At 63.5% G+C, this 23,818-nt stretch carries 21 protein-coding genes and 1 pseudogene; 13 read left to right on the top strand and 9 right to left on the bottom strand.

Features of this window, described 5'->3' with window-relative positions; genetic code table 11:
* Positions 1-125 precede the first annotated feature (125 nt).
* From KVP70_RS18795 to KVP70_RS18770, 6 genes are all read right to left on the bottom strand, one after another.
* Positions 126-1,313 (bottom strand): GGDEF domain-containing protein, encoded by a 1,188-nt coding sequence (locus KVP70_RS18795; RefSeq protein WP_217943688.1) that lies wholly within the window; start codon positions 1,311-1,313, stop codon positions 126-128.
* An 80-nt stretch (positions 1,314-1,393) separates the two neighbouring features.
* Positions 1,394-2,245, bottom strand: a complete 852-nt coding sequence (locus KVP70_RS18790) for an MOSC domain-containing protein (protein WP_217943687.1) — start codon at positions 2,243-2,245, stop codon at positions 1,394-1,396.
* A gap of 110 nt (positions 2,246-2,355) precedes the next feature.
* Positions 2,356-3,984, bottom strand: a complete 1,629-nt coding sequence (locus KVP70_RS18785) for an NYN domain-containing protein (RefSeq protein ID WP_217943686.1) — start codon at positions 3,982-3,984, stop codon at positions 2,356-2,358.
* Positions 3,985-4,183: 199 nt separating this feature from the next.
* On the bottom strand, positions 4,184-4,996 hold the full coding sequence (locus KVP70_RS18780) for a response regulator (RefSeq protein WP_217943685.1): 813 nt from the start codon (positions 4,994-4,996) through the stop codon (positions 4,184-4,186).
* The gene (locus tag KVP70_RS18775) at positions 4,993-6,711 is read right to left on the bottom strand and encodes a hybrid sensor histidine kinase/response regulator (RefSeq protein WP_217943684.1); all 1,719 of its coding nucleotides are present in this window, start codon (positions 6,709-6,711) and stop codon (positions 4,993-4,995) included. Before KVP70_RS18775 ends, KVP70_RS18780 begins: the two co-directional genes overlap by 4 nt.
* Positions 6,708-7,436, bottom strand: coding sequence for a Crp/Fnr family transcriptional regulator (locus KVP70_RS18770; RefSeq protein ID WP_217943683.1), 729 nt, complete (start codon positions 7,434-7,436; stop codon positions 6,708-6,710). The genes KVP70_RS18775 and KVP70_RS18770 overlap by 4 nt, the downstream gene beginning before the upstream one ends.
* Before the next feature lie 180 nt (positions 7,437-7,616).
* Here KVP70_RS18770 and KVP70_RS18765 point away from each other — a divergent pair, with 180 nt between their 5' ends.
* Positions 7,617-7,823, top strand: a complete 207-nt coding sequence (locus KVP70_RS18765; RefSeq protein ID WP_217943682.1) for a hypothetical protein — start codon at positions 7,617-7,619, stop codon at positions 7,821-7,823.
* 26 nt (positions 7,824-7,849) lie between these two features.
* Here KVP70_RS18765 and KVP70_RS18760 read toward each other — a convergent pair whose 3' ends face one another.
* Positions 7,850-8,359 carry a YybH family protein gene (locus KVP70_RS18760; protein ID WP_217943681.1) on the bottom strand — a complete coding sequence of 170 codons (510 nt, stop codon included), beginning with the start codon at positions 8,357-8,359 and terminating at the stop codon, positions 7,850-7,852.
* A gap of 274 nt (positions 8,360-8,633) precedes the next feature.
* On the opposite strand from KVP70_RS18760, the gene KVP70_RS18755 reads away from it, so the two are divergent.
* The 4 genes and pseudogenes from KVP70_RS18755 (at position 8,634) to KVP70_RS18740 (ending at position 12,948) form a co-directional block, all read left to right on the top strand.
* Positions 8,634-8,831, top strand: a complete 198-nt coding sequence (locus tag KVP70_RS18755) for a ribbon-helix-helix domain-containing protein (RefSeq protein WP_217943680.1) — start codon at positions 8,634-8,636, stop codon at positions 8,829-8,831.
* Positions 8,828-9,418 (top strand): restriction endonuclease subunit S, encoded by a 591-nt coding sequence (locus tag KVP70_RS18750; RefSeq protein WP_262311719.1) that lies wholly within the window; start codon positions 8,828-8,830, stop codon positions 9,416-9,418. The genes KVP70_RS18755 and KVP70_RS18750 overlap by 4 nt, the downstream gene beginning before the upstream one ends.
* 159 nt (positions 9,419-9,577) lie before the next feature.
* Positions 9,578-10,540, top strand: coding sequence for an Abi family protein (locus KVP70_RS18745; protein WP_217943679.1), 963 nt, complete (start codon positions 9,578-9,580; stop codon positions 10,538-10,540).
* 145 nt (positions 10,541-10,685) lie between these two features.
* Positions 10,686-12,948: pseudogene (locus KVP70_RS18740) on the top strand (type I restriction endonuclease subunit R).
* Positions 12,949-13,073: 125 nt separating this feature from the next.
* On the opposite strand, the gene ychF reads toward KVP70_RS18740, so the two are convergent.
* Positions 13,074-14,165 carry a redox-regulated ATPase YchF gene (gene ychF / locus KVP70_RS18735; RefSeq protein WP_217943678.1) on the bottom strand — a complete coding sequence of 364 codons (1,092 nt, stop codon included), beginning with the start codon at positions 14,163-14,165 and terminating at the stop codon, positions 13,074-13,076.
* 265 nt (positions 14,166-14,430) lie between these two features.
* Here ychF and KVP70_RS18730 point away from each other — a divergent pair, with 265 nt between their 5' ends.
* From KVP70_RS18730 to KVP70_RS18700, 7 genes are all read left to right on the top strand, one after another.
* Positions 14,431-14,631 carry a hypothetical protein gene (locus tag KVP70_RS18730; protein WP_217943677.1) on the top strand — a complete coding sequence of 67 codons (201 nt, stop codon included), beginning with the start codon at positions 14,431-14,433 and terminating at the stop codon, positions 14,629-14,631.
* A gap of 9 nt (positions 14,632-14,640) precedes the next feature.
* Positions 14,641-15,114 (top strand): XRE family transcriptional regulator, encoded by a 474-nt coding sequence (locus KVP70_RS18725; protein ID WP_217943676.1) that lies wholly within the window; start codon positions 14,641-14,643, stop codon positions 15,112-15,114.
* A gap of 107 nt (positions 15,115-15,221) precedes the next feature.
* A complete protein-coding gene (locus KVP70_RS18720) occupies positions 15,222-16,352 on the top strand; it encodes a sensor histidine kinase (RefSeq protein ID WP_217943675.1) in 1,131 nt (376 codons plus the stop codon).
* Positions 16,349-17,116, top strand: coding sequence for a LytR/AlgR family response regulator transcription factor (locus KVP70_RS18715; RefSeq protein WP_217943674.1), 768 nt, complete (start codon positions 16,349-16,351; stop codon positions 17,114-17,116). The genes KVP70_RS18720 and KVP70_RS18715 overlap by 4 nt, the downstream gene beginning before the upstream one ends.
* A gap of 112 nt (positions 17,117-17,228) precedes the next feature.
* A complete protein-coding gene (locus KVP70_RS18710; RefSeq protein WP_217943673.1) occupies positions 17,229-18,230 on the top strand; it encodes a formylglycine-generating enzyme family protein in 1,002 nt (333 codons plus the stop codon).
* Positions 18,231-18,317: 87 nt separating this feature from the next.
* Entirely contained in the window at positions 18,318-19,355 is a 1,038-nt protein-coding gene (locus KVP70_RS18705) for a hypothetical protein (protein WP_229224911.1), read from the top strand.
* Between the two features lie 2 nt (positions 19,356-19,357).
* A complete protein-coding gene (locus tag KVP70_RS18700) occupies positions 19,358-20,518 on the top strand; it encodes an acyltransferase family protein (RefSeq protein ID WP_217943672.1) in 1,161 nt (386 codons plus the stop codon).
* Here KVP70_RS18700 and KVP70_RS18695 read toward each other — a convergent pair.
* Positions 20,490-21,761, bottom strand: a complete 1,272-nt coding sequence (locus tag KVP70_RS18695) for an MFS transporter (RefSeq protein ID WP_217943705.1) — start codon at positions 21,759-21,761, stop codon at positions 20,490-20,492. The two genes, KVP70_RS18700 and KVP70_RS18695, sit on opposite strands and share 29 nt — an antisense overlap.
* Positions 21,762-21,950: 189 nt before the next feature.
* Between KVP70_RS18695 and KVP70_RS18690 the strand changes: the two genes are divergently transcribed.
* On the top strand, positions 21,951-23,774 hold the full coding sequence (locus KVP70_RS18690; protein WP_217943671.1) for a DUF885 domain-containing protein: 1,824 nt from the start codon (positions 21,951-21,953) through the stop codon (positions 23,772-23,774).
* Positions 23,775-23,818 lie beyond the last annotated feature (44 nt).

The raw sequence follows: 23,818 nt of genomic DNA, 5'->3' as shown, positions 1-23,818 counted from the left end.
CTGACATTCGGACACGAGCTCTGCCGTAGGCGGCGCCTACGGCAGAGCTCGTGTCCGAATGTCAGACTTGACCCCCGTGTGCTGGGTCCGACCCTACGACTGCGGCGCCCGCAACTTGCTGACAGTTAAGGGGGCGAGGCGTGACCGGCAGGATCGCGGCTGACTACGCGGTTGCGGCCGGTTTCCTTGGCGACGTACAGCAGCGTGTCGGCGTGCGCCACCCAGGCGCGCGCGACGGCCGCCGGATCGCCTTCGGCCTCGCCCGGATTCAAACAGGCCACGCCGATCGACACCGTCACCGACAGCTGCAATTCCTGCGACAAGGCGATCATGCTGCCGGCCACGCTGGCGCGGATGCGCTCGGCCACGAAGGCGGCGCTCTCCAGGTTGGCGTCGATCAGCAGCACCACGAATTCCTCGCCGCCGAAACGCGCCAGCGCGTCCGAGGTGCGCAGCTCGTTCTTGATGCGGCTCGCCACTTCGCGCAGCACGTCGTCGCCGCCGCCGTGGCCGACCGTGTCGTTGACGCGCTTGAAGTGGTCGATGTCGATGTACATGAAGGAGATCGGATACTGCTGGCGCCGCGCGCGCGCGATCTCTTCCAGCAAGCGCCGGTCGATGTAGCGCCGGTTGTAGACGCCGGTCAGCGAATCGGTCAGGCCGATGTACTTGAGCATCTCGTTGCTGATGACGTTTTCCAGGCAGATGGCGATGATCGACGCCATGTGCTCGATGAAGTCCGTGCCCAGGCTGGGCGTGAAGCGGGTCGGGTCGCAGCTGCCCAGGTTGAGGCTGCCGATGATGCGCTTGTTGCGCAGCAGCGGCACCAGCGCCACGCTTTGCAGCCCGGCCGGCGGCTGCGGGAATGGCGTCGCATGGCGCTGCGCGTCGTACATGCCCAGCAGCGGCTTGGGCGTCGGCGTGTAGGCGTTGCGCACGCCGAGGTCGAAGCCCAGGCCGTCCAGCGTCTCGACGAAGATCAGCTCGGGAAAATCCTCAAACACCACGTCCAGCTTGGCCATGACGGTGCGGATGTCGGCGTCCTCGTCGATCAAGGTCAGGGTCACGCTGTCGAGCTCGGAGATCACCGGCAGCACGCGGAAGATGGTGCCTATCAGTTCGGGAAAATTGGCGGCGCTGACGATGTCCAGGTCGAACGCCTGGTGGCGGGTCATGATCGAGTGGTTGCGCTCGGCCTGCTCCAGCAGGTAGGCCATGCGCGCACGCAGGGCCTGGTTTTCGGCCGCCAGATCCACCGCGCGCGCGGCGTGGTCGGTCTGCGGCGAGAACTTGCCGCTTGCAGTTTGCGTCATATATGCCCTTACTCATCAGCTGGTTTCATGCCAGATGTCACATTACGCCAAGTTTTAGCGCTTGGGAATGCCTGGCTGCGTTAAAACGCCAGAGTAACGACGATTTCCTGCCCAACCCGCACTTGCTGGCCCTCGCCCGCCACCAGGATGCTGTTCATGCCGAAGCACAGGGCGCCGTCCAGCTCCGGCTTGGCGCGGTAGCCTTGCATCAGGTCCAGCGGATCGGGACCGAACTCGCCGGTGGCCTGGTCGACCGATGGCATAGGGCAGCGCGAGCAGGGCTTGACCGGTTTCAGCAGCGCTTCGCCCAGCTGGAAGGTGTCGACATAGTCCTCCTCGAACGCTTCGATGCCGGCCACGACCAGGTTGGGACGGAAGCGGTTCATCGGGATGGCGTCGCGGCCGGCGTGGCGCAGCTTGTCGTTGAGGTCGTCCAGCGAGGCGGCGCCGGCCACCAGCATCGGGTAGCCGTCCGAGAACATGGTGGTGGCGGCCACGCCGCTGGTCCAGGTCCGGCTGACGGCGCGCTCGGCCTTGGCGTGGAAGCGCGCCAGACGGCACGGCACGCCGATCGCCTTGCTGAACCATTCGGCGCTCAGCTCGTCGCAGTCGTAGGCCAGCACGGTGTCGTCCCAGACTTGGGTGGTGAGGGTGGGCGCCTGATCGGGATCGGGCAGGTCGAGCGGGATTTCCAGGCGCAGCATGCCGGGCGCGCGCAGTTCCAGCGTGCTGCCCTTGAGGCTGGGGGTGATCAGCGCCATGCGCGGATGTTCGCGCTGGGTCAGGCAGACGCCGGCGCCGTCGACCACCATCCATTCGCGGTCGTAGATCTGCGCGGTCATTAGGCCGGTGACGGTGAGCGTGGCTTCCTGCAGGGAGATGCCGGCGCAGGACTTGATCGGATACAGCGTGATTTCGGAGAGGATGGGCATGCTCGGCACCAGTCGTTAGGCGGATGAAAACATTGCCATTATACGAGCAACTGAGCGAGCAACCGCGCGAGCACCGGCGGCGGGCCGCTGGCGGCCCGCCCCATCCCGGATTACTCCTCGGTCTTGGCCGCGGCCTTGGCTGGACGCGGCGCGCGCGGCGCGGCCGGCTTGCGGGCCGCCGGCTTGGCGGCAGCCTTGGCCTTGGCAGGCTTGGCGGCCGGCTTGGCGTCGGACTCGGCCGAAGCCAGCGGAACCGGTGCCGGCACAGGCGCCGGCGCCGCCGCTTCGACCGGGGCCGGAGTTGGCGCCGCCACCGGCTGTTCGCCATGGACCGCTGCCGCACCCTTGGCGCCACGAACATTTTTCGCGTTCTTGCCGCCCTTGGCAGGCGCGGCGGCGTCGGCCTTCGGCTTGGCGGCCTCTTTCAGCTTGCGCGCTGGCGGTTTCGGGCCGCCCTTTTTCTTGGCGGGTGCGTCGTCGGCCACCACCGGCGCGCTGACGGCGACCGGTGCTTCGACCGCAGCCTGCGCCACCACCGGCGCTTCGCCGGCGGCGACGGCCTCCTGGCCCTGACGCTCGCCCTGCTTGCGACCACCACGATTGCCGCGACCACGGCCACGGCCGCGCTCGGCGTCGCCGGCCGGTGCGGCCGCTGGCGCCTCAAACGCTACAGCCGCTTCCGGCTGGCCGGCCAGTTGTTCCGGCTCGACGTAGCTTGGCTGCTGCTGTTCGGCGTCGTCCTCGTCGCCATCGCTTTGTCCCGCCGCGCGCGCCTGCTGCGCCTGGCGCTCGGCCTGGCGTTCGGCAAAGCGCTCGGCGGCGGTGCGGCCACGGCCACGGCTGCGGCGCGATTCCTGCTTGCCGCCGTCCTGCGCCTCGGCCGGCGCGCCGTCCACCGACGACTCGCCCGGCGTTGCCACGCCGGTGCCGCGATACACATAGGCGCCGGATTTTTCGTCACGGCCGAATTCCAGCAAACCGCGCGCCTTGCATTCCTCGATCAGGTTGCCGAAGGTGCGGAAGCCATAATAGGACTCGCTGAAGTCCGGCTTGCGGCGCTTGATCGCCTCTTTCAGCACGGAGGCCCAGATCTTGCCGCTGTCGCCGCGCTCGGAGACCAGCGCCTCGAAGGTGTTGGCGGCGATCTCCACCGCCTGGTTGCGGCGCTTGTCCATCTCTTCGCGGCGCACGCGCTCCTCTTCCGGCGAACGCTTGACGGCCGGCTTGGCCTCCGGGCTCGCTTCGCGCTTGGCGCGGCGGCTCTCGCGCACCAGGTCGTCATAGAAGATGAATTCGTCGCAGTTGGCCACCAGCAGGTCCGAGGTCGACTGCTTGACGCCGACGCCGATCACTTTCTTGGCGTTCTCGCGCAGCTTGGACACCAGCGGCGAAAAATCGGAATCGCCGGAAATGATGACGAAGGTGTCGACGTGCGACTTGGTGTAGCACAAGTCGAGCGCGTCGACGACCATGCGGATGTCGGCCGAGTTCTTGCCGGACTGGCGCACGTGCGGGATTTCGATCAGCTCGAAGTTGGCCTCGTGCATGGGCGCCTTGAAGGCCTTGTAGCGGTCCCAGTCGCAATACGCCTTCTTGACCACGATGCTGCCCTTGAGCAGCAGCCGTTCCAGCACCGGCTTGATGTCGAACTTGTCGTAGTTGGCGTCGCGCACACCGAGCGCCACGTTTTCAAAATCGCAGAACAGCGCCATGCTGACGTTATCGTTGGAAGATGCCATGAAGAGTATTTTTTCTAGTGAAGGGTGAGACGGGCGCGGAAGGCAGACGCTGCGGTCCGACGATCAGGCAATCCGGCGATTATACCCAACAAAGCCGACCGCGCGACGAACACGACAACCAGCGCCGCCGCCAGTGTTGCGCCCGGCCCGCGCCGGAGCGGCGCGGCGGCACCGGTCGGCGCGCCGCGCGCCGGCCTTTTTACGGCGTCCTGGCAAACATGCCGGCCATCGCCGTGACGTCGCGGCCAACGCCGCGATAGCCGATGAAACGGCCGGTCTCGTCGAACATGGGCTCGCCGCTCACTTGCAAATATTGCAGCACGCCGCCGATGGTCCGGCTGTAGACGAAGTCCAGGAAGGCCTTGCGCTCGGCGATGTTCGATTGCAGCAGCGCATGCTCGGCCACGTCCCAGCCGCCGGTGTCGCTGCTGCCGATGCCCACCATGTCGGCCACCGGCCCGAACCAGTTGGTCAGCTGGCCGTCGACATCCTGCTCCCAATACCAGTCGGTCGACAGTTCGGCGAAGCGCTGGAAGCGCGCCTCGCTGGCGCGCAATTGCGCCGTGCGTTCCAGCACCGTGAATTCCAGCTGCTGGTTGTAGCGCTGCAGCTTGCGGTGCAGCAGGCGCACTTCCAGCAAATTGCGGATGCGCGTCTCCACCTCGACCAGCTCGAACGGCTTGCCGACGAAATCCTTGGCGCCGGCCTGCAGCGCGCGCAGCTTGTGGCCAGGCTGCGCCGTCACCACCAGCACCGGCACGTAGCCGTCCGGCTCGATGTCCTTGAGCGCCGCCAGCACGGCGAAGCCGTCCATGCCGGGCATTTGCAGGTCCAGCAGGATCAGGTCGTAGTGGTGCTTCAGGTGCAGATCGCACACGGTGAACGGGTCCATCGTGCTGCTGACATTGGTGTAGCCGGCGTTGGCCAGCATCCGCTCCAGCAGCATGACGTTCGCTTCCTGGTCATCGACGATCAGGATTTGGGCGCGGAGTATTTCAGATGGGTCTATCATGATGCGCTTCCGTGGGTGCGGGTGTAAAGGCTGCCATGCCCGGCCGCGAATTCCAGCGCCAGATCCAGCGCGCCCATGAATTCATGCACATTGATGGGCTTGGTCAGGTAGCGGAAGAAGCCGGCCTCAACCCCTTTTTCTATGTCGCGCGGCATGGCGTTGGCCGACAGCGCCACCACCGGTATGTGCGCCGTGGCGGCATCGTCCTGCAAGATCTTCAGGCAGCCGTAGCCGCTCACGCCGGGCAGGTTGATGTCCATCAGGATCACATCGGGCTGGTAGGCGCGCGCCAGCTGGATGCCGCTGTGGCCGTCGATCGCGGTCAGGAGCTTGAGGTCGCTGCGGCGCTGGATCAGTTGCTCCACCAGGCTCAGGTTGGCCGGGTTGTCTTCGATGTATAACAGCGTTCTCAGCGAGGCATAGTCCTTGCCGGGGACCGGTGCCGCGAGGTCGAACGCGGCGATCTCCAGCACCGGCTCGTTGCTGGCGGCCAGCTCGATCCAGAAGGTGGTGCCGACGCCGATCTCGCTGCGCACGCCGATCGATCCGCCCATCAGTTCGGTCAACTGCTTGGTCACCACCAGGCCGATGCCGGTGCCCTCTTCCGCGCCGTCTTCCTGGCCCAGCCGGTTGAAGGGCTGGAACAGCTGCGCCATCTGCGTGCTACTCAGGCCGGCCCCGGTATCGGTGACGCTGATGCGCACCATGCCGTCGCTGCCGGCCTGGCACTCCACCGTCACCTGGCCGCCGCGCCGGTTGTACTTGATGGCGTTGGACAGCAGGTTGATCATCACTTGCTTGACGCGCGTGCGGTCGGCATGCACGAAGAACGGCTCGCTCATCGCGGCGAAGAACAAACGGATGCCGCGCTGTTCGGCCTGCGGGCCGATCAGCGCCTGGCAATCGCGCAGCACTTCGGACAGGCCCATCGACTCCTGCGACATGGTCACCTTGCCCGATTCGATCATCGCCAGGTCGAGGATTTCATTGATCAGTTGCAGCAGGTACCAGCCGCCCTTGAGGATCTGGTCCAGCGAGCGCTGCTGCGAGGCGCTGGGCGGCGGCTTGTCCGACGCCAGCAGTTGCGCAAAGCCGAGCACCGCGTTGAGCGGCGTGCGCAGCTCATGGCTCATGGCCGACAGGAACTCCGACTTGGCGCGGTTGGCCGTCTCGGCCAGCGCGCGCGCCGCCTCCAGTTCCACATTGGTGTCCTGCAGCGCCAGCTGCTGCTCGCGCAGGCGCTGGTCGAGCAGCGCCTGTTCCTGCTCGACCCGCTTGCGGGCCGTGTTGTCGGTGCCCATCAGCAGATAGCCGATGACTTTTTCCTCGGCGTCGCGCAGCGGGCTGACCGAGACGATGGCGGGAATGCGGCTGCCATCCTTGCGGATATAGGTCAGCTCGTAGATGTCTTCGATGCCGCGCGAGGCCTTGAACACCAGCGCCTCGAAGCCGGGCAGGATGGTCACGCCCGCTTCGACGCTGAGCGCGGCGGCGCGCGCGATGATTTCCTGCGCATCGGAAAAGCCGGCCGGCGTGATCCGGTTCACCACTTCGGCGGCGCTGTAGCCCAGCATGCGCTCGGCGCCGACGTTGAAGATCTGGATCACGCCCTGGGCGTCGGTGGCGATGCTGGAGAAGTTGGCGCTGTTGTGGATCGCCAGTTGCAGCGCGTCGGCCTTGAGCAGCGGGCCGATGGACGGTCTGATGGATTTCATTGGAGTCCCTGGCGTTGGTGCACGTCCGACATCAGGCGCGCGAATTCTTTCTTGACCACGCCATAGCACTCGCAGACGTCGTTTTCCAGTCCGGCCCGGTCCAGCACGGAAATATGGCCGCGGCGGTTGCTGATATAGCCGTTGGCCTGCAAGCGGCCGGCCGCCACCGTCACCCCTTCGCGCCGCACGCCCAGCATGCTGGCGATCAGTTCCTGGGTCATGGTCAGCTCGCTGGTCGGCAGGCGGTCCAGCGTCAGCAGCAGCCAGCGGCACAGCTGCTGCTCCACCGTGTGATGGCGGTTGCAGATCGCCGTCTGCGACATCTGGGTGATCAGCGCCTGGGTGTAGCGCAGCAGCAGGCGCATGACGGGCCCGGCGCGGTTGAACTCTTCCATCAGGATGTGCGCCTTGAGGCGGTAGCCATGACCGGCGGTCTGGACCACGGCGCGGCTGGGCGTGGTATTGCCGCCCATGAACAGCGAGATGCCGAGAATGCCCTCGTTGCCGACGCCGGCGATCTCGGACGAGCTGCCGTTCTCGAGCACGTAGTGCAGCGAGACGATGGCCGAGGTCGGGAAGTACACGTGATCGAGCTTGCCGCCGGATTCATACAGCACATCGCCCAGCCGCATCATGATCGGTTCAAGATAGGGCGACAGGCGGGCGAACTCGGCGTCCAGCAGCGCGGCCAGCAGGTGGTTCTGGTTGGGGTCGTTAAGACGCATGGAGACATTCCTTGTTCCAGTCGTCAACTAGGCGGGGGGCGAGGACGGAGAACGAGGACCGTCCGTCAGAGTAACACACGTGGGTGAATACGTTTGGTTTGATGCAAGTCTGGCGTGCGGGCGGATTTCGGGCGGCAATCGTGCTAGTCTGAAGCACACATAACATTCCAGAGAGGTTGTATGTCCATTTATCGTGCCGAGGGGCTGGAAGCATTCCGTGACTATGAGGCCGCGCTGGCGGAAGAGCATGCGATGGCGCACGAACTGGCGCAGTGCGCCAAGATCGAGGTCTACAATTTGCTGGCCGCCGACCTGTTCGAGCGCGTGACGGCGGCCCGCGCCAGGACGCAGGCGGCGTTCAAGCTGGTCGAGAGCTTCAAGGCCTGAAGCGACCGCCCCGCAACGGCGAATGCTTATTTCGGCGGCACGGAGCCGGCGACGGGACTTCCGGGGACCACCGCGATATTCGTGTTGTGGGCGGCGGTAATCAGCCAATGACCGCCGCGCTTGATAAATACCTGGGTAAACAAGCCCTCGCGCGGCGTGCGCGCTGTGCCATCGGGATTCTTGTCGCCGCGCAGCCCCCACGTTTGGTGGGCAATGGCGACGTCCGGCTTGAGAAAACGGATGTCCAATTTCAGGTTGGTCCACACACTGTCCTTGAACATCATTTCGTGGACCAGCGCATGGTTTTTCTTGATCTCGGCCGGCCCGATCCATCTCCGCCCATTGACCTGAACAAAATCGGCGTCTTCGGTGAAGAGGCTGGAAAGCGCCTCCATATCGTGGCGGTTCCAGGCGTCCTGCCAGCGATTTTCGACTTGCTGGATCGCCAGCTCGTCATCTGAAGGGGCCGCTTGAGCGGGCGACAGATCCATCGCCGTCAGGGTCATGAGTAACGCCAGCTTGAGTGGAAATCGCATCAGCGCCCCCTGGTTGCAAATCATGTCACGTTGATAGTTTAGTCATGATCCAGTCTTAGTCAAGGGCGATTCAACCGGCCGCGCCAAAATCAAAGAACCCTGTGCCCCCCTCTCGGCGGGGTAATCCGGCCGGCATCGGGACATTCGCCTACCAAGCACCTCATGCCGGTGGTGGCCCAACCTTGATTTACTCGCCAAAAATTCCCAAAACAAGCATTGTGAAAATTCAGAAAAAGGCAGTACATTGGCACCACTCCATTAACGAAACGCCACCATGCCACGCCTGAAGGCCAAAACCCTTTCCATTCGCACATCCGCCGAGATCAAACAGCTGCTCAGCTTGGCGGCGGAGCGTGAGCGCCGGTCCGTGGCGTCTATGATCGAAATCCTGGTGCTGGAGTACGCCCGCCAGCATGGCTTGCAAGCTGAAATCAATCAACCAACGCCTCCCATCAAAGGGAGCCAGTCGTGATCCTGCTCTCCCGGTTAAATCCAGCCCTCGCTGGCATGCACACCGGCATGCCTACTACCTACTTGAAGTTCGCTCTGCAGAGCCAGTCCATACAAGAACAGCTTCACGGGCGTGCGTCGGGATCGACGGTCACCGGCATCAAACAGAGTGAACTACGTAAGCTGCAATTGACGTTTCCGTCGCTAAAGGAGCAGCGTCGAGTGGCAGGTATTCTGGGCTCACTTGACGAAAAAATCGCCCTCAATCGCCGCATCAACCAAATTCTCGAAGGCATAGCGCAAGCCATCTTCAAATCGTGGTTTGTCGATTTTTCTCCGATCAAAGCCAAGATCACAGCCATTCAGGAAGGCCGTGACTCGATGCGCGCCGCGATGAGCGCTATTAGCGGCAGGCTCGACGCCGAACTCGATGCCCTGCCGCACGATCAATACAACCAACTCGCCGATACCGCCGCGCTGTTCCCGGCTGAGATGGAAGATTCAGCGTTGGTGGCGATGCCTAGAGGGTGGGCTTCGGCGGCACTTTCAACCGTGTGTGAATTGAATAGCAGCTGGAGCGCAAGAACGCTGCCAGCTTCGGTGAGATAGTTGATCTCGCCAATACAAAGAACGGTGATGTTAACGACGTGCAAACGATGGAAAGTTCGAACATTCCGAGCCGAGCGCGCCGAATTTTGGAGGCAGGAGATACCATTGTTGGCAGGTGCTGGCTTTGGCTAAACTCACTGATAACGGAGATGCCGCCGCGTGAAACCGCTTAAGCCTTGGCGCTCATTTTCCGACCAATTGCAGCAGCTGCAAGGCCGAGGTCTACACGTAGACAATCCCGCTGCGGCGCTCGACTATTTGGAGCGCCTGGGCTACTACCGCCTGAGTGGCTATTGGTATCCTCTGCGAACCATAGACCCGGCCGCATCCATGGCGCAGGGCAAGGCCGTTCGGCTGGACAGCTTTACGCCAGGCAGCCGCTTCGAAGACGTGGTGCGCCTGTATGTGTTCGACAAGAAGCTGCGGCTACTGGCACTCGATGCGTTGGAGCGCATCGAGATGGCGGTTCGGGTGGACGTGGCGCACCTGCTGGGACAACGCGACCCGCGTGCCCACGAAAACCCGGCATGCTTACATGGGAACTTTGCCAAGAAGGTGATCGCCAAGGGAACGGACGCGGGCAAGACGCAGCATCAAGTCTGGCTGGCGAAGTACCAGTCCATGCTGCACCGGGCTCGCAAGGAGCCCTTTGTCGCGCACCATCAGCAGCAGTATGGCACCTTGCCGATTTGGGCGGCGATTGAGGTGTGGGATTTTGGTTTGCTGTCCAAGCTCTTCGCCGGTATGCAGCACGCTGACCAACAGACGATTGCTGCCCTGTACGGCGCACCGACTGGTCAGGCCTTCGCACAATGGCTGCGCAGCTTGAACTTCATCCGTAATGTGTCGGCGCACCACAGCCGACTATGGAATATCAACGTGCTGGAAGTTTCGGCAGTGCCTGTTACTTGGCCTGGCCAGTTGAAAAACGTGCGCCCGTTTTTCTACTTCTGCCTGATGCAGCATCTACTTCGCGTGATTTGTCCGAATTCGAGTTGGGGCCAGCGCTTTAAGACTTTGCTAACCAATGATTTCCCGGCGGTTCCCAATCAACAAATCTCGCTGTTGGATCTGGGGGCATTCCCTGGCTGGGAGGGATTGGCGCTATGGCCACAGCCGTGATGGCGCATCTCAGCGCACAAATGAAAACCGACGCGTACACAGAGTGCAGAGGCGTCGGCCGTATTGCTTGCAATGATAGGTCAGTCGGCTGTCCGGGTCAAGCCACACGTGTCGATGCCCAGGTGGGAGCACAAACGGAGCAACTATGCTGAATGAACAACAACTCGAAGAACTCTGCCTGGGCTGGTTCCAGGCGGCCGGCTGGCGTTACGCCTACGGTCCGGACATTGCACCAGACAGCAACACCCCGAAGCGTACCGACTATCGGCAGGTGGTGTTGCGTGAGCGTCTGCTTACCTCGCTGGCCCGGATCAACCCCCACATGCCGCCGACAGCCCTGGAGCAGGCAGTGCATGCGCTGCTGTCGGGAAGCGAGCCGCAGATGGTTATGCGCAACCGCAGCACGCACCGCCTTCTGTTGAACGGCGTGATGGTGGAATTTGCGCAGGGTGATGAAAAGAAGACCGATCTCGTGCACTTCCTCGACTTCGCGCAGCCCGCCAATAATGACTTCCTGGTGGTCAACCAGTTCACCATCACCGGCACCAAGCAGCCTCGCCGTCCCGATGTGATCGCCTTCGTGAACGGCTTGCCGCTGGCGGTGGTGGAGCTGAAGAATCCCGCCAACGAGCAGACGGATGTGTGGGATGCCTTCAACCAGTTGCAGACCTACAAGGACGAGATCAGCGACCTGTTCAACAGCAATGCCGCCCTAGCTAGTGGTGAGCGATGGCTGGACCGCGCGTGTCGGCTCGCTCACCGCGAACGCGGAACGCATGCTGCCCTGGCGCACCATCGCCAACGAAGACGACCGGCCCCGTCTCCAGATGGAGTTGGAAACGGTGGTGCGTGGCTTCCTCCGGCCCGACTTGTTTCTCGACTACGTGCGGCACTTCGTGCTGTTTGAGCAGGATGGCGGCACTATCATCAAGAAGATCGCGGGCTATCACCAGTTCCATGCGGTGCGGGAGGCGGTGCGCGCCACGGTGATCGCCGCGCGGGACGCCGACAAAAGCGTACTGGCGGTGCACGAAGAGCGTGCCACCTACGGCAAGGACGTCAAACCGGGTTCGCGCAAGGCGGGGGTGGTTTGGCACACACAAGGCTCAGGCAAGAGCATCACCATGGCCTGCTATGCGGATAAGCTGCTGCAGCAGCCCGAAATGAAGAATTCAACGCTGGTGGTAGTCACCGACCGCAACGATCTGGACGGCCAATTATTCGCCACCTTCAGCGCCGCCAGTGATCTGCTTAAGACCGCGCCGGTGCAGGCCGGGGACCGCGACGAATTGCGCGAAATGCTGGCTTCTCGCGAGGCTGCCGGCATCATCTTTACGACGGCACAGAAGTTCGCGCTGCTGGACGGTGAAGAGACACACCCTCTGCTTTCTGGCCGCACCAATATCGTAGTGATCTCGGACGAGGCTCACCGCAGCCAGTACGGCACCAAAGGGAGGTTGGATACCAAGACCGGAAAATACGTGTTCGGCTACGCCAAGCACCTGCGCGATGCGCTGAAGAACGCCACCTTCATCGGCTTCACCGGGACGCCCATTGCGCTGGAGGACAAGGACATCCTTGGGCTGGAGGACGGAAAGACGCACTTTCTCGACACCATGGCGGCCGTGGCCAAGGCGTTTTCGCTGTGTGGAACGCTGGATGAGGCGGGACTTCTACGCAAGGAGATCGCATTCTTCTCGCCCATCAAGGCGGCCATTGCCAAGTTCACGACTGTGGACAAGAAGCGCAGCGACGCCGAGAAGAACAGCGTACTCAAGCAAATCCTGGACAACGCCATAACCTCGGACGGCGTGATGGACGTGTTCGCGCTGGCAGGCCTGGACAAGCCTAACATTGGACTGTTGTCGGACCAATTCCTTGAAGACGTGCGCCAGATGAAAAGCCGCAACCTGGCCGTGGAGCTGCTGGAAAAGCTGCTGCGCGACGAGATCAGGGCGCGAGCCCGCCACAACGTGGTGCAGGAAAAGAAGTACGGCGACCGCCTGATGGAAACTCTGCGCAAGTACCACAACCGCGCGATTGAAACCGCCCAGGTCATCAAGGAACTGATCCAGATGGCCAAGGAGTTCCAGGCCACGCTGGAGCGGGAGGCCGCACTTGGCCTCAGCCATGACGAAATCGCTTTCTATGACGCGCTCGCCAACAACGAGAATGCCGTGCGTATGCTTGGCGACGAGGTGCTCAAGAAGATCGCGATCGAGATCACCGAGAAGCTACGCGCTAGCACCACAGTCAATTGGCAGGTGCGCGAAAGCGTGCGCGCGAAGCTGCGCATTCTGGTGCGGCGATGTCTGCAGAAGTGGAAGTACCCGCCCGATCAGCAACCCAATGCTGTGGAGCTGGTGCTCAAGCAGGCAGAAGAGCTGTCCAATAGCTGGACGATCTGAGGACAAGTGATGGCAGAAAACCCGCTGCGGGAGCGAATTGAACGTCGATAGCAGATGCATAAAACCCCGCAACTGCGGGGCTTTATGCTTTTCATGCCGGCTGGGCCGGCACGCCACAGCGAGAACTAGACGTTGAACAGGAAGTTCAGCACATCGCCATCCTTGACCACGTATTCCTTGCCCTCGGCGCGCATCCTGCCCGCTTCCTTGGCGCCGCTCTCACCCTTGTACTGGATGAAGTCGTCATAGGCGATGGTTTGCGCGCGGATGAAGCCGCGTTCGAAGTCGGTGTGGATCACGCCGGCCGCCTGCGGCGCGGTGTCGCCCACATGGATGGTCCAGGCGCGCACTTCCTTCACGCCGGCGGTGAAGTAGGTCTGCAGGCCCAGCAGCTTGTAGGCGGCGCGGATCAGACGGTCCAAACCAGGCTCTTCCATGCCCATGTCGGTCAGGAAGGCGGTCTTGTCGGCGTCGTCCAGGTCGGCGATTTCCGCTTCGATCGAGGCGCAGATGGCGACGATGGGCGCGTTCTGGGTGCCGGCGTAGGCGGTCAGCTGGTCCAGCAGCGGATTGTTCTTGAAGCCGGTGTCGGAAACGTTGGCCACGTACATGGCCGGCTTGGCGGTGATCAGGCACAGCGGCTTGATCAGGGCCATTTCGTCGGCGTCCAGGCCCATGGCGCGCACCGGCTTGGCTTCGTTCAGGTGCGGCACGATGCGCTCCATGATGGCCAGCAGCTTGGCGGCGTCCTTGTCGCCGGAGCGGGCTTTCTTGTTTTCGCGGTGGATGGCTTTTTCCACGGTGCCCAGGTCGGCCAGCGCCAGCTCGGTCTGGATCACTTCGATATCGTCCAGCGGGCTGACCTTGCCGGACACGTGGATCACGTTGTCATCTTCGAAGCAGCGCACCACGTTGACGATGGCGTCGGTTTCGCGGATGTGCGACAGGAACTGGTTGCCCAGGCCCTCGCCCTGCGAGGCGCCCGCCACCAGGCCGGCGATGTCGACGAACTCGACGATGGCGTTGACCATGCGTTCCGGCTTGACGATCTCGGCCAGCGCGCCCATGCGCGGATCCGGCACTTCGACCACGCCGACGTTAGGCTCGATGGTGCAGAACGGATAGTTCTCGGCCGGGATGCCGGCCTTGGTCAGGGCGTTGAAGAGGGTGGACTTGCCGACGTTAGGCAGGCCGACGATGCCGCATTGTAAAGACATGGAATTCCTTGTTAAATCAATTGGTTAGCGGTGCCTCAGATCGTTAGTCACGCCAACAATATTGAGTTAGGCTGAATTTCGAAGTTGCACAAAGAGCGGGAAACTGGAGCAAACCGCACGTGACGCCGCAGTTTCTTCCCCATGTTGTCCCTGATAATGAGCATTATAACTCTCTCGGATGCCTTGATCCAAAGGCTCAAGGCGGCGATGCCAGGGTTTCCAAGCAATGAAAGCATCTTGACGTGATATCACTAGGAGATGATAATTGACTCAATCTCAGAAGTGGGAAGTGTTTTTTCACGACGAATTTGACCCCGAATTCGATGCCTTCTCAAAAGATGTTCAAGATGAATTGCTTGCGGTTGCTGTCGCGGTGAGGGAACTCGGACCTGCCGCAGATCATCCACATGCCGAAGCGACTCAGCCAGCCAAAGTGCAGACGAAAAGCAGCAAAGGCAAGAAATAGGAGTTTGCCATGGGACGAAATCTGAACGATGTTATCAACAACCTGCAGGCTGACCGTCAGAAGAAGATTGCGGCGCTTTCTCATAAAAAAATTGAAGAGATGATTGCGCACGCGGCGACGCTTACCGATTTCCGCAAGGCGGTAGGTAAAACCCAGGTTGAAGTAGCCAAGGACCTGGGCATCAACCAGAACGCGGTTTCTCAACTTGAAAAACGTTCCGATACCTATGTTTCAACGTTACGCCGATTTCTGAAATCTTTGGGATTGACGCTTGAACTATCGGTTCTCGACAAGAACGGCGTTCGAATTGACTTGCAAAATTTCCTACAATGGTCTGACAGGTCGGTCGGCGACGATGCCGAAACATTCGCGCGTGCCGCCAAGCCACCAGCCAGAAAAACCGCTGTGAAGGCTCCCGCAAAAGAACCAGTTGCCGCAGCCACGAAACGAGCAACGCCGCGCGCAAAACGTGCGGGCGCCTAGCGCAACGCGTCATTGAAAAGGAACAGAAACTTGCATTCCGTCGGCAATCCCGTCGATCCATCGCATTCCGCCCTGCCCGCTCATTCGTCCCGGCTACAATTGCCGCCATGAATACAAGCTCCCCCTTCCAACTGGCCTGGCGCTCGTTCTGGATGTTAAAAAAGCACCGCCAGGAACCGCTGTGGGCGCAACTGGCGGTCGGCGCCGCCCTGGCGCTGCCGATCGGCTCCGTCATGATGCTGATTAACGGCCTGCTGACCGGACGGGTGGGCGATCCGGGCTGGTGGCGCGCCTCGCTGCTGTTCAACCTGTCCATCTGCCTGTGCGTGGCCTACAGCATGCTGGCGATCACCCGCATCGTCGAACAGCTGCTGCCCGCAGCCAGCATCGAGCGGCTGTCCGAGGCGGCCGGCTGGCGCGCCGCGCTGCTCATCAACGCCATCGCCGTCGGCGGCGTCGTGTTCGGCGCCGCCTTCAGCCTGAGTTTGTACACCTGGCTCACCGATTGGAATGGCTGGGCGGTATTCATGGAAGCGAGCGTGGCCCAAACCGAATTCCTCGCCTTCGTCCTGGTGGTGGCGGCGGCCAACTGGTTCTGGTGGCGCCTGCGGGTCAAGCAGGACCGGCTGCTGCACCAGGCGATGGAAGCCCAGCTGCGCCTGCTCCAGGCGCAGATCGAACCGCACTTCCTGTTCAACACGCTGGCCAATGTGCAAAGCCTGCTCGAGCGCGACACCCCGCGCGCCCGGCTGATGCTGGAGACCTTCACCGACTACCTGCGCTCCAGCCTGGGCCAGCTGCGCCACACCGACAGCACGCTGGCGGCCGAGCTGGCGATGGTGCGCAGCTACCTGACCTTGCTGCAGATCCGCATGGAAGACCGGCTGCGCTTCGACATCGACGCCAGCGACGACGCGCTGGCGGCGACCTTGCCGACGCTGCTGCTGCAACCGCTGGTGGAAAACGCCATCGAACACGGCCTGGAGCCGAAGATCGAAGGCGGCCGCATCCGCATCCGCGCGCGCGTCGTCGACGGCCAGCTCGACATCTGCGTCGACGACGACGGCCTCGGCCTGGACGGCCCGCGCCGTCCGCGCAAGCGCGGCAGCGGCGTGGCCCTGCCCAACATCCGCGAACGGCTGCGCACCCGTTATGGCGCCAAGGCGGCGCTGACGCTGGCGCCGCAGGCGGTGGGCATGCAGGCCTCGCTGTCCCTCCCCTACCGGACGCTGGCATGACGCGCGCGCTCATCGCCGACGACGAACCGCACCTGGCGCTGTACCTGAAGGAGCAGCTGGAATTGCTGTGGCCGGAACTGGAGATCGTCCACCTTGCCCGCAACGGCGTGGAGGCGGCCGCGTGCATCGAGGAGCTGGAGCCGGACCTGGCCTTCCTCGACATCCAGATGCCGGGCCTGAGCGGGCTGGAAGTGGCGCAGGGCATCGAGGGCGACACCGGCGTGGTGTTCGTCACCGCCTTCGACACCTATGCGGTGCAGGCCTTCGACCATTGCGCGCTCGACTACCTGCTCAAGCCGCTGAAGACCGACCGGCTGACGCAGATGATCGAACGGGTCAAGGCCACGCTGGCCCTGCAGGCGGCCGGCCGCAGCGCGCAGCCCGACGCGCGCCTGTCGCAAGCGCTGCACCAGTTGACGCGCGGACCGGCGGCGCCGGCCCGCCTGCGCTTCGTGCGCGCCGGCCAGGGCGAATACGTGCACCAGATCGCCGTCGGCGACATCCTGTACTTCCACGCCGACGACAAGTACACGGTGGTGCAGACCACCAGCGGCGAACACCTGATCCGCACCACCATCGTCGAGCTGAGCGAACAACTTGATCCCGAACAGTTCTGGCAGGTGCACCGCTCCACGCTGGTCAACCTGGACTACCTGGCCGGCACCCGGCGCGATGAAAGCAGCCGCCTGTTCCTGCGCGTCAAAGGCCATGCGCGCGAGTTGCGCGTCAGCCGCGCCTACGTCCACCTGTTCCGGGCGATGTAGGCCGCTGGCGATTCGTCGGCGCGGCTGTCGATTCATCGCTTGCCGCTGCCGTCCGTGCCGGCCCTGTGGGATCGTTGTCTCCTCGCAAACATTGATCCCACAGGACTCTTCCATGAAAAAAACCCTCTCGCTGTTGTCGATGCTGATGTTGAGCGGCCCGCTGTTCGCGGCCGACGCCGCCCTGCTCGCGCCCTCCATGGTCACGCTCAAGGGCGGCGAATTCGTCATGGGCAGCACCGCCAATCCGAAGGACGACGGCTATCCGGACTCGGAGCCGCTACACACCGTCAACATCAAGAGCTACCGCCTGTCCCGCTACGAAACCACGGTCGGACAATTCCGCCAGTTCATCGAAGCGACCGGCTACAAGGCCGACGGCGATTGCTGGAAGCTGGCGGCCAACGACTGGGGCATGGAAAGCGGCAAGGCCGGCTGGAACGCCGCCGCCAACGCGCCCGGTGACTATTACCCGGTGATGTGCGTAAGCTGGGACGACGCCCACGCCTACCTGCAATGGCTGTCGAAGCAAACCGGGCGCCACTTCCGCCTGCCCAGCGAAGCGGAATGGGAATACGCGGCGCGCGCCGGCAGCAGCACCCGCTATCCGTATGGCGACGATCCGGCCGCGCTGTGCCAATACGCCAATGTTTATGACCGCAGCGGCAAGACCGCCATCACTCGCCTGACCGGCAAGGACAGGAAGGAAATCGCCTGCGACGACCAGGCGGAGCTGACCACGGTGGTCGGCATGTACCAGCCGAACGCCTGGGGCCTGTACGACATGCTGGGCAACGCGGGCGAAGTGGTCGAAGACTGCCAGCACCTGAGCTACCAGGGCGCCCCCGCCGATGGCGCGCCCTGGACCACCGGCTGCGAACTGTTCCACGGCTCGTCCATGGTCATCCATCGCGGCGGCAACTACAACAGCGGCCCGGCCGGCGCCAGCCCGACCTACCGCGCCCATACCGGAACGGACAACCGCAGCAGCGTGGGCGAAGGCTTCCGCATCGCCGAGGATGTCAGTGGGGACGTGGTCCAGGATGGCACCGCCAGCGCCTTCGACGCCGGCCTGGCGAAGGCGCTGGCCGGCGAACGCAGCCGCCGCGCAAAATAGGCCCGCGCAACACCACGCAAAGGAATAGTGGACTTATTGCCGTATAGCACTATCATACAGACAGTGCTATCTGCAGGAGTCCACGCCATGCCAGCAATCGCCGCAACGGCCCCGATCTACATGCGCAGCAGGCGATTCGATCGCCTGTTCGTGCTGGGCATTCCGCTGCTCGCGCTGGCCGTGGGCGCGCTGGCGCTCGGCTTCCCGCAATACTTTGTGCTGATTATTTCGCTGGACCTGGCCTTGCTGGGCTACCACCATGTCATCTCCACCTACACCCGCCTGCTGTTCGATCTGAAGTCGGCGCGCCAGCACTGGGCGCTGTTGTTGCCCTTGCCGGTGGCGGTGTTCGCCGGCGTCTACCTGCTGATCGTCTGGGGCGGTTTGGCGGCGGTCGCCACGCTGTACATGCACTGGCAGTGGTATCACTACACGCGGCAAAGCGAGGGCATCAACAAGGCCTATGGCATGAAGACGCGTAGCGTCCAGGCCGGCAATGCCGGGTTCAACCGCGTCACATTCTACCTGGTGCCGGCCGCCGCCTTCCTGATGATGAGCGCGCGTCCGGATGCCACTTTCCTGTCGATGGAAGTGTGGAAACTGCCGGTGCCGCAATGGCTGGCCCTGGCCAGCCTGGCGGCGGCGCTCTGCTGCCTGGCGTGGTGGCTGGCGGCGCAGCTGCGCGCGCTGCGCGACGGCACGCTGGGCCGGCTGCATTTCGCCTACCTGTGCTCACACTACCTGATCTACCTGGTGTCGTATGTCGCGATCCACGACATCACGAGCGGCTGGCTGATCATCAACGTCTGGCACAACGCGCAGTACATCGCCTTTGTGTGGCTGTTCAATTCCAACCAGTTCAAGGGCGGCGTCACCCCTGAGCAGCGGGTGCTGTCATGGCTCAGCCAGGAAGGCCGCTGGCCGCTCTACCTGATGGCCTGCCTGGCGCTGACCGGCGTGGTGTACCGGTCGATCGACATGTCCAACGCCTACTTCGCCAACTACACGCTGGTGCCGCTGGTCGTGATCGCCTACCAGGGCATCAATTTTCATCACTACATCGTTGACTCCATCATCTGGAAGCTGCGCAAGCGCGACGTCCAGAGCGCGCTGAAGATCGTCTGACCATGCCGCACACCGGACTGGCCGGCAAGCCGGGCCGCTACCCCGTCCTCGATGCGCTGCGCGCCGTGGCCATCCTGCTGGTGCTGGCGCGGCACTGGGCGGTTGCGTCGCAGGCCACGTTCGGCGTGGTGCCTGGCGGGCCGCTGGCGGTGCTGGCGGCCAATGGCTGGATCGGCGTCGACCTGTTCTTTGTGCTCAGCGGCTTCCTGATCGGCAGCCACTTCGCCGGGCCGCATGCCGCGCCGTTCACGCGCGCCGCAGTGATCGACTTCTACCGCCGCCGCGCCTTCCGCACGCTGCCGCTGTACTGGGGCGTGATCCTGCTTTGCTGGCTGGCCGCGCCGTGGACGCTGGGTGCGGGATACTCCAGTCTGTCCTTCGCCACGCACCTGCTGTTCATGCAGGATTACCTGGGCTCGGACGTCATGGTCACGCTGTGGTCGCTGGCGGTGGAAGAGAAGTTTTACCTGGCCACGCCATTGCTGCTGTTCCTGCTGGCGCGGACGGGCACGCGCTCCGCCTGCATCGTGCTGGCTGTGGTGTTTGGCGGGTTATGCTGGTCTATGCAGAGCAGTGCCCGGAGCATCGCGCCGGGCGACTACCCGGCCTTCTTCTGGGCGATACGCGCGCCGTTTCACCATGCCGTTCTGGGCATCCTGGCAGGCGTGCTGGTCGCCGTCGAGCATGGCGCATCCAGTACGCGGCGCGCGCCGCGCGTGCTGTTCCTGGCGCTGTCGCTGCCGCCGCTGTCGCTGCTGACGTATAGGGATTGGCTGACCCAGGGCGACTGGTCGACGGTGTGCTGGATCATCGCCCTGTCGTCGATGCTGTTCGCGCTGCTGGTGCGCTGCGGCCTGGCCGTCAATGCCCAGTTGCCTTCGTTTGGCGCCGCGCGTCCGCTGCGCTACATCGCGCGGTTATCGTATGCGCTGTATCTGGTGCACTATCCGCTGATCGGGCCGGCCACAAAACTGTGCCACGCCCTGCTCGGCGACATGCAGCAGGCGCCCGTGCCGGGCAGCCTGCTGTTCCTGGCGATCTACGGCGCCATGTCCTGGGCCGCCGCGTGGCTGCTGCACGTCGCGCTGGAAAAACCCTTCCTGCTGTTGCGCGACCGTGCCGTCGCAACCCGACTCAACGCTCCTTCACGAACAGCGCGGTAATCATGCCGAGCACGCTCACGGCGATGACATAGTAGGCCGGCGCCAGCGGATTATTCTTCAACATCAGCGCCACCACCACCGGCGTCAGGCCGCCGAAGATGGCATACGACACGTTGTACGAGAACGACAGGCCCGAGAAGCGCACCTGCGCCGGGAACGCCTTGACCAGCACGCAAGGCACGGCGCCCACCACGCCGACCGTGAAGCCGACCAGCGCGTACAAGGGCAGCAGCAGATCCGGCCGCGCGTGCAGCGTGGTGTAAAACACGTAGGTGCTGATCGCCAGCAGCAAGGCGCCGCCGAACAAGGTGGTGCGCGCGCCGATGCGGTCGGCCAATACGCCCGCCACCAGGCAGCCGATCGACAGGCACAGCGTCGCCAGGGTGTTGGCCATCAGCGAGGTATGCGGGTCGAAGCCGTATATCTTTTGCAGCAAGGTCGGCGTCATCAGGATGACCACCACGATGGCGGCCGACAGCATCCACGTCAGCAGCATCGACACCACCACCGCACCGCGGTGGTTGCGCAGCACCGTCTTGAGCGGCATTTCGTCGGCCAGCGCCTTGCGCTGCTGGAGCTCGGCGAAGACCGGCGTCTCATGCAGCCAGCGGCGCAGGTACATCGCGCCCAGGCCGAAGAAGCCACCCAGCAGGAACGGCAAACGCCAGGCGCCGTCGAGTACCTGCTCCGGCGTGAAGGCGGTGTTGATGCCGGTGGCGACCACCGAGCCCAGCAAGATGCCGGCGGTCAGGCCGGCCGTCAGCGTGCCGCAGGCATAGCCGATATGGCGCGCCGGCACGTGTTCCGACACAAACACCCAGGCGCCCGGCACCTCGCCGCCCACGGCCGCGCCCTGCATCACGCGCAGCAGCAACAGCAGCATGGGCGCCGCCAGGCCGATGCTGGCGTAGGTCGGCAGCATGCCCATCAGCAGCGTCGGCACCGCCATCAGCAGGATGGACATGGTGAACATTTTTTTCCGGCCGAACAGATCGCCGAAGTGCGCCATGATGATGCCGCCCAGCGGACGCACCACGTAGCCGGCGGCGAAGATGCCGAAGGTTTGCACCATGCTCAGCCAGCCCGGCATAGCCGGCGGGAAGAACAGCTTGCCGATCACGGCGGTGAAGAAGACAAAAATAACGAAGTCATAGAACTCCAGCGCGCCGCCCAGGGCGGCCAGCGACAGGGTCTTGTAATCCTGGCGGGTAAGCGGTCGGGCGGGTGTGGCGCCGTGGTCCATGCCGGGGGCTGGGGCGATGGCTGCTGCGTTATCTTTTATCTGCATGTCTGGTCTCGCTTTTGTTGGCGTTGTTATCGGTAGCCGGTTCGCGGCAAGCATAGAATACGCAATTTTTCCGGCGATGAGTAAACCGGATCGACAAATGCTAGACTGCTGGGCAAAAATCCATCTCCCTATTCGAGGACACCTATGCCATCCGCCCGCCCGCTTGCCGCGCTGACCACTTCCGCCCTGATTGCCGCCTTGCTGATGGGCGCACCGCCCGTGACGGCGGCCGCCAAACCGGCGACCACGCAGCAGGCCGGACAAGCCCAGAAGCAGCTGGCCAGGCTGGCGGCGGCCTTCCACACGGCGCGCTGCAAATTCGATCCGCTGCTGTTCGCCACCGCCAACGGCGACGGCCGTTATGACGACCAGCTCGGCCTGGCCATCTCGCCCAAGGTGCGCTCGCAGCAATTCGCGCTGTACCGCCAGATGCAGAAGCAGCTGATGACGGTGCGCCGCGACCAGCTCGGCCAGCAGGAGCAACTGACCTACGACCTGCTGTCCTATGAACTCAACAACGCGATGCAGCTGGAGTCCTTCCCGGAACACCTGCTGCCGCTGAACCAGCTCGACAATGTGCCCAGCGTCCTGGCCAACTACGCCGACGGCAACGGCTCGCAGCCGCTGGGCACGGTCAAGCAATACCAGGCCTACCTGAGCCGCCTGAACCAGTTGCCGGCATGGATAGACCAGGCCATCGCCAATATGAAGCTGGGCATGCGCAGCGGCATCGTGCAGCCGAAGGCGATCACGGTGGCGATGCTGCCGCAGTTCCAGAACCTGCGCAGCGCCACGCCGGAAACGAGCATCTACTACTCGCCGGTGACGCGCTTCCCGGCCGGCTTCTCCGACGCCGACCAGCAGAAACTGAGCGCCGCCTATATGCGCGCAGTGGACAGCAAGATCGCGCCGGCGCTGACCCGCCTGGTCAGTTTCCTGGAAAACGAATACCTGCCGGCCAGCCGCGCCAGCACCGGCTGGAGCGCGCTGCCGAACGGCGCCGCCTGGTACGCCGCCCGCATCAAGGACAGCACCAATCTGCCGCTGACGCCGGACGCGGTGCACGCGCTGGGCCTGAAGGAAGTGGCGCGCATCCAGCAGCAGCTGGCGGCGCTGGGCCCCAAGCTGGGCTACGACGGTCCGGAAAAACAATTGCCACAGTGGGTGGCGGCGCAGGAAAAATTCAAGATCTTCACCACCGACGAGCAGGTGCTGGACGCCTACCGCGACATCTACGCGACCGTGCAAACCAAGCTGCCGACCTACTTCAGCCTGATCCCGAAAGCCAAGCTGGAGCTGCACCTGGAGCCCGAGCTGACGCGCGCCACCGCGTCCGACCACTACACGCCGTCGGCGGCCGATGGTTCGCATCCCGGCGTGTTCTGGCCGGTGGTCAACGATCCGAAAAAATATAGCCGGGTCGACATGGTCAGCCTGTTCCTGCACGAAGGCGTGCCCGGCCACCATCTGCACGCGGCCTTGCTGAAGGAACTGGACTTGCCGGACTTCCGCAAATTCAGCACCGAGAATCCGAACAGCGCGGCCTACACCGAAGGCTGGGCGCTGTACTCGGAAACGCTGGGCCGCGAGATGGGCTTGTATGAAGATCCGGTGGCCTACTACGGCCACCTGAACGCGGAAATGCTGCGCGCCGCGCGGCTGGTGGTCGACACCGGCATGCACGCCAAAGGTTGGAGCCGCGAGCAATCCATCGCCTACCTGGCCGACACGCTGGGCTGGAGCGAAGCGCGCGCCAAGAACCAGATCGAGCGCTACATGGTATGGCCGGCGCAGGCGTTGAGCTACAAGATCGGCTCGCTGAAGATCCTGGAACTGCGGGCGCGCGCGCAGCAGGCGCTGGGCGACAAGTTCAGCTACCAGAAATTCCACGAAGTCGTGATCGGCGACGGCACGCTGCCGCTGCCCATCCTGGAAGCGCGCGTCGACCGCTGGATCGCCGCCAAATAAAATTGGGGTCAAGTCTGACATTCGGACACGGCCTCTTCCGTAAC

It is taken from the genome of Duganella violaceipulchra (genome assembly GCF_019166075.1).
In the GTDB taxonomy this organism is placed as follows: Bacteria; Pseudomonadota; Gammaproteobacteria; order Burkholderiales; family Burkholderiaceae_D; genus Rugamonas; species Rugamonas violaceipulchra.
The sequence above is the reverse complement of the archived record's forward strand: the minus strand, read 5'-3'. Positions and strand labels throughout refer to the sequence as shown.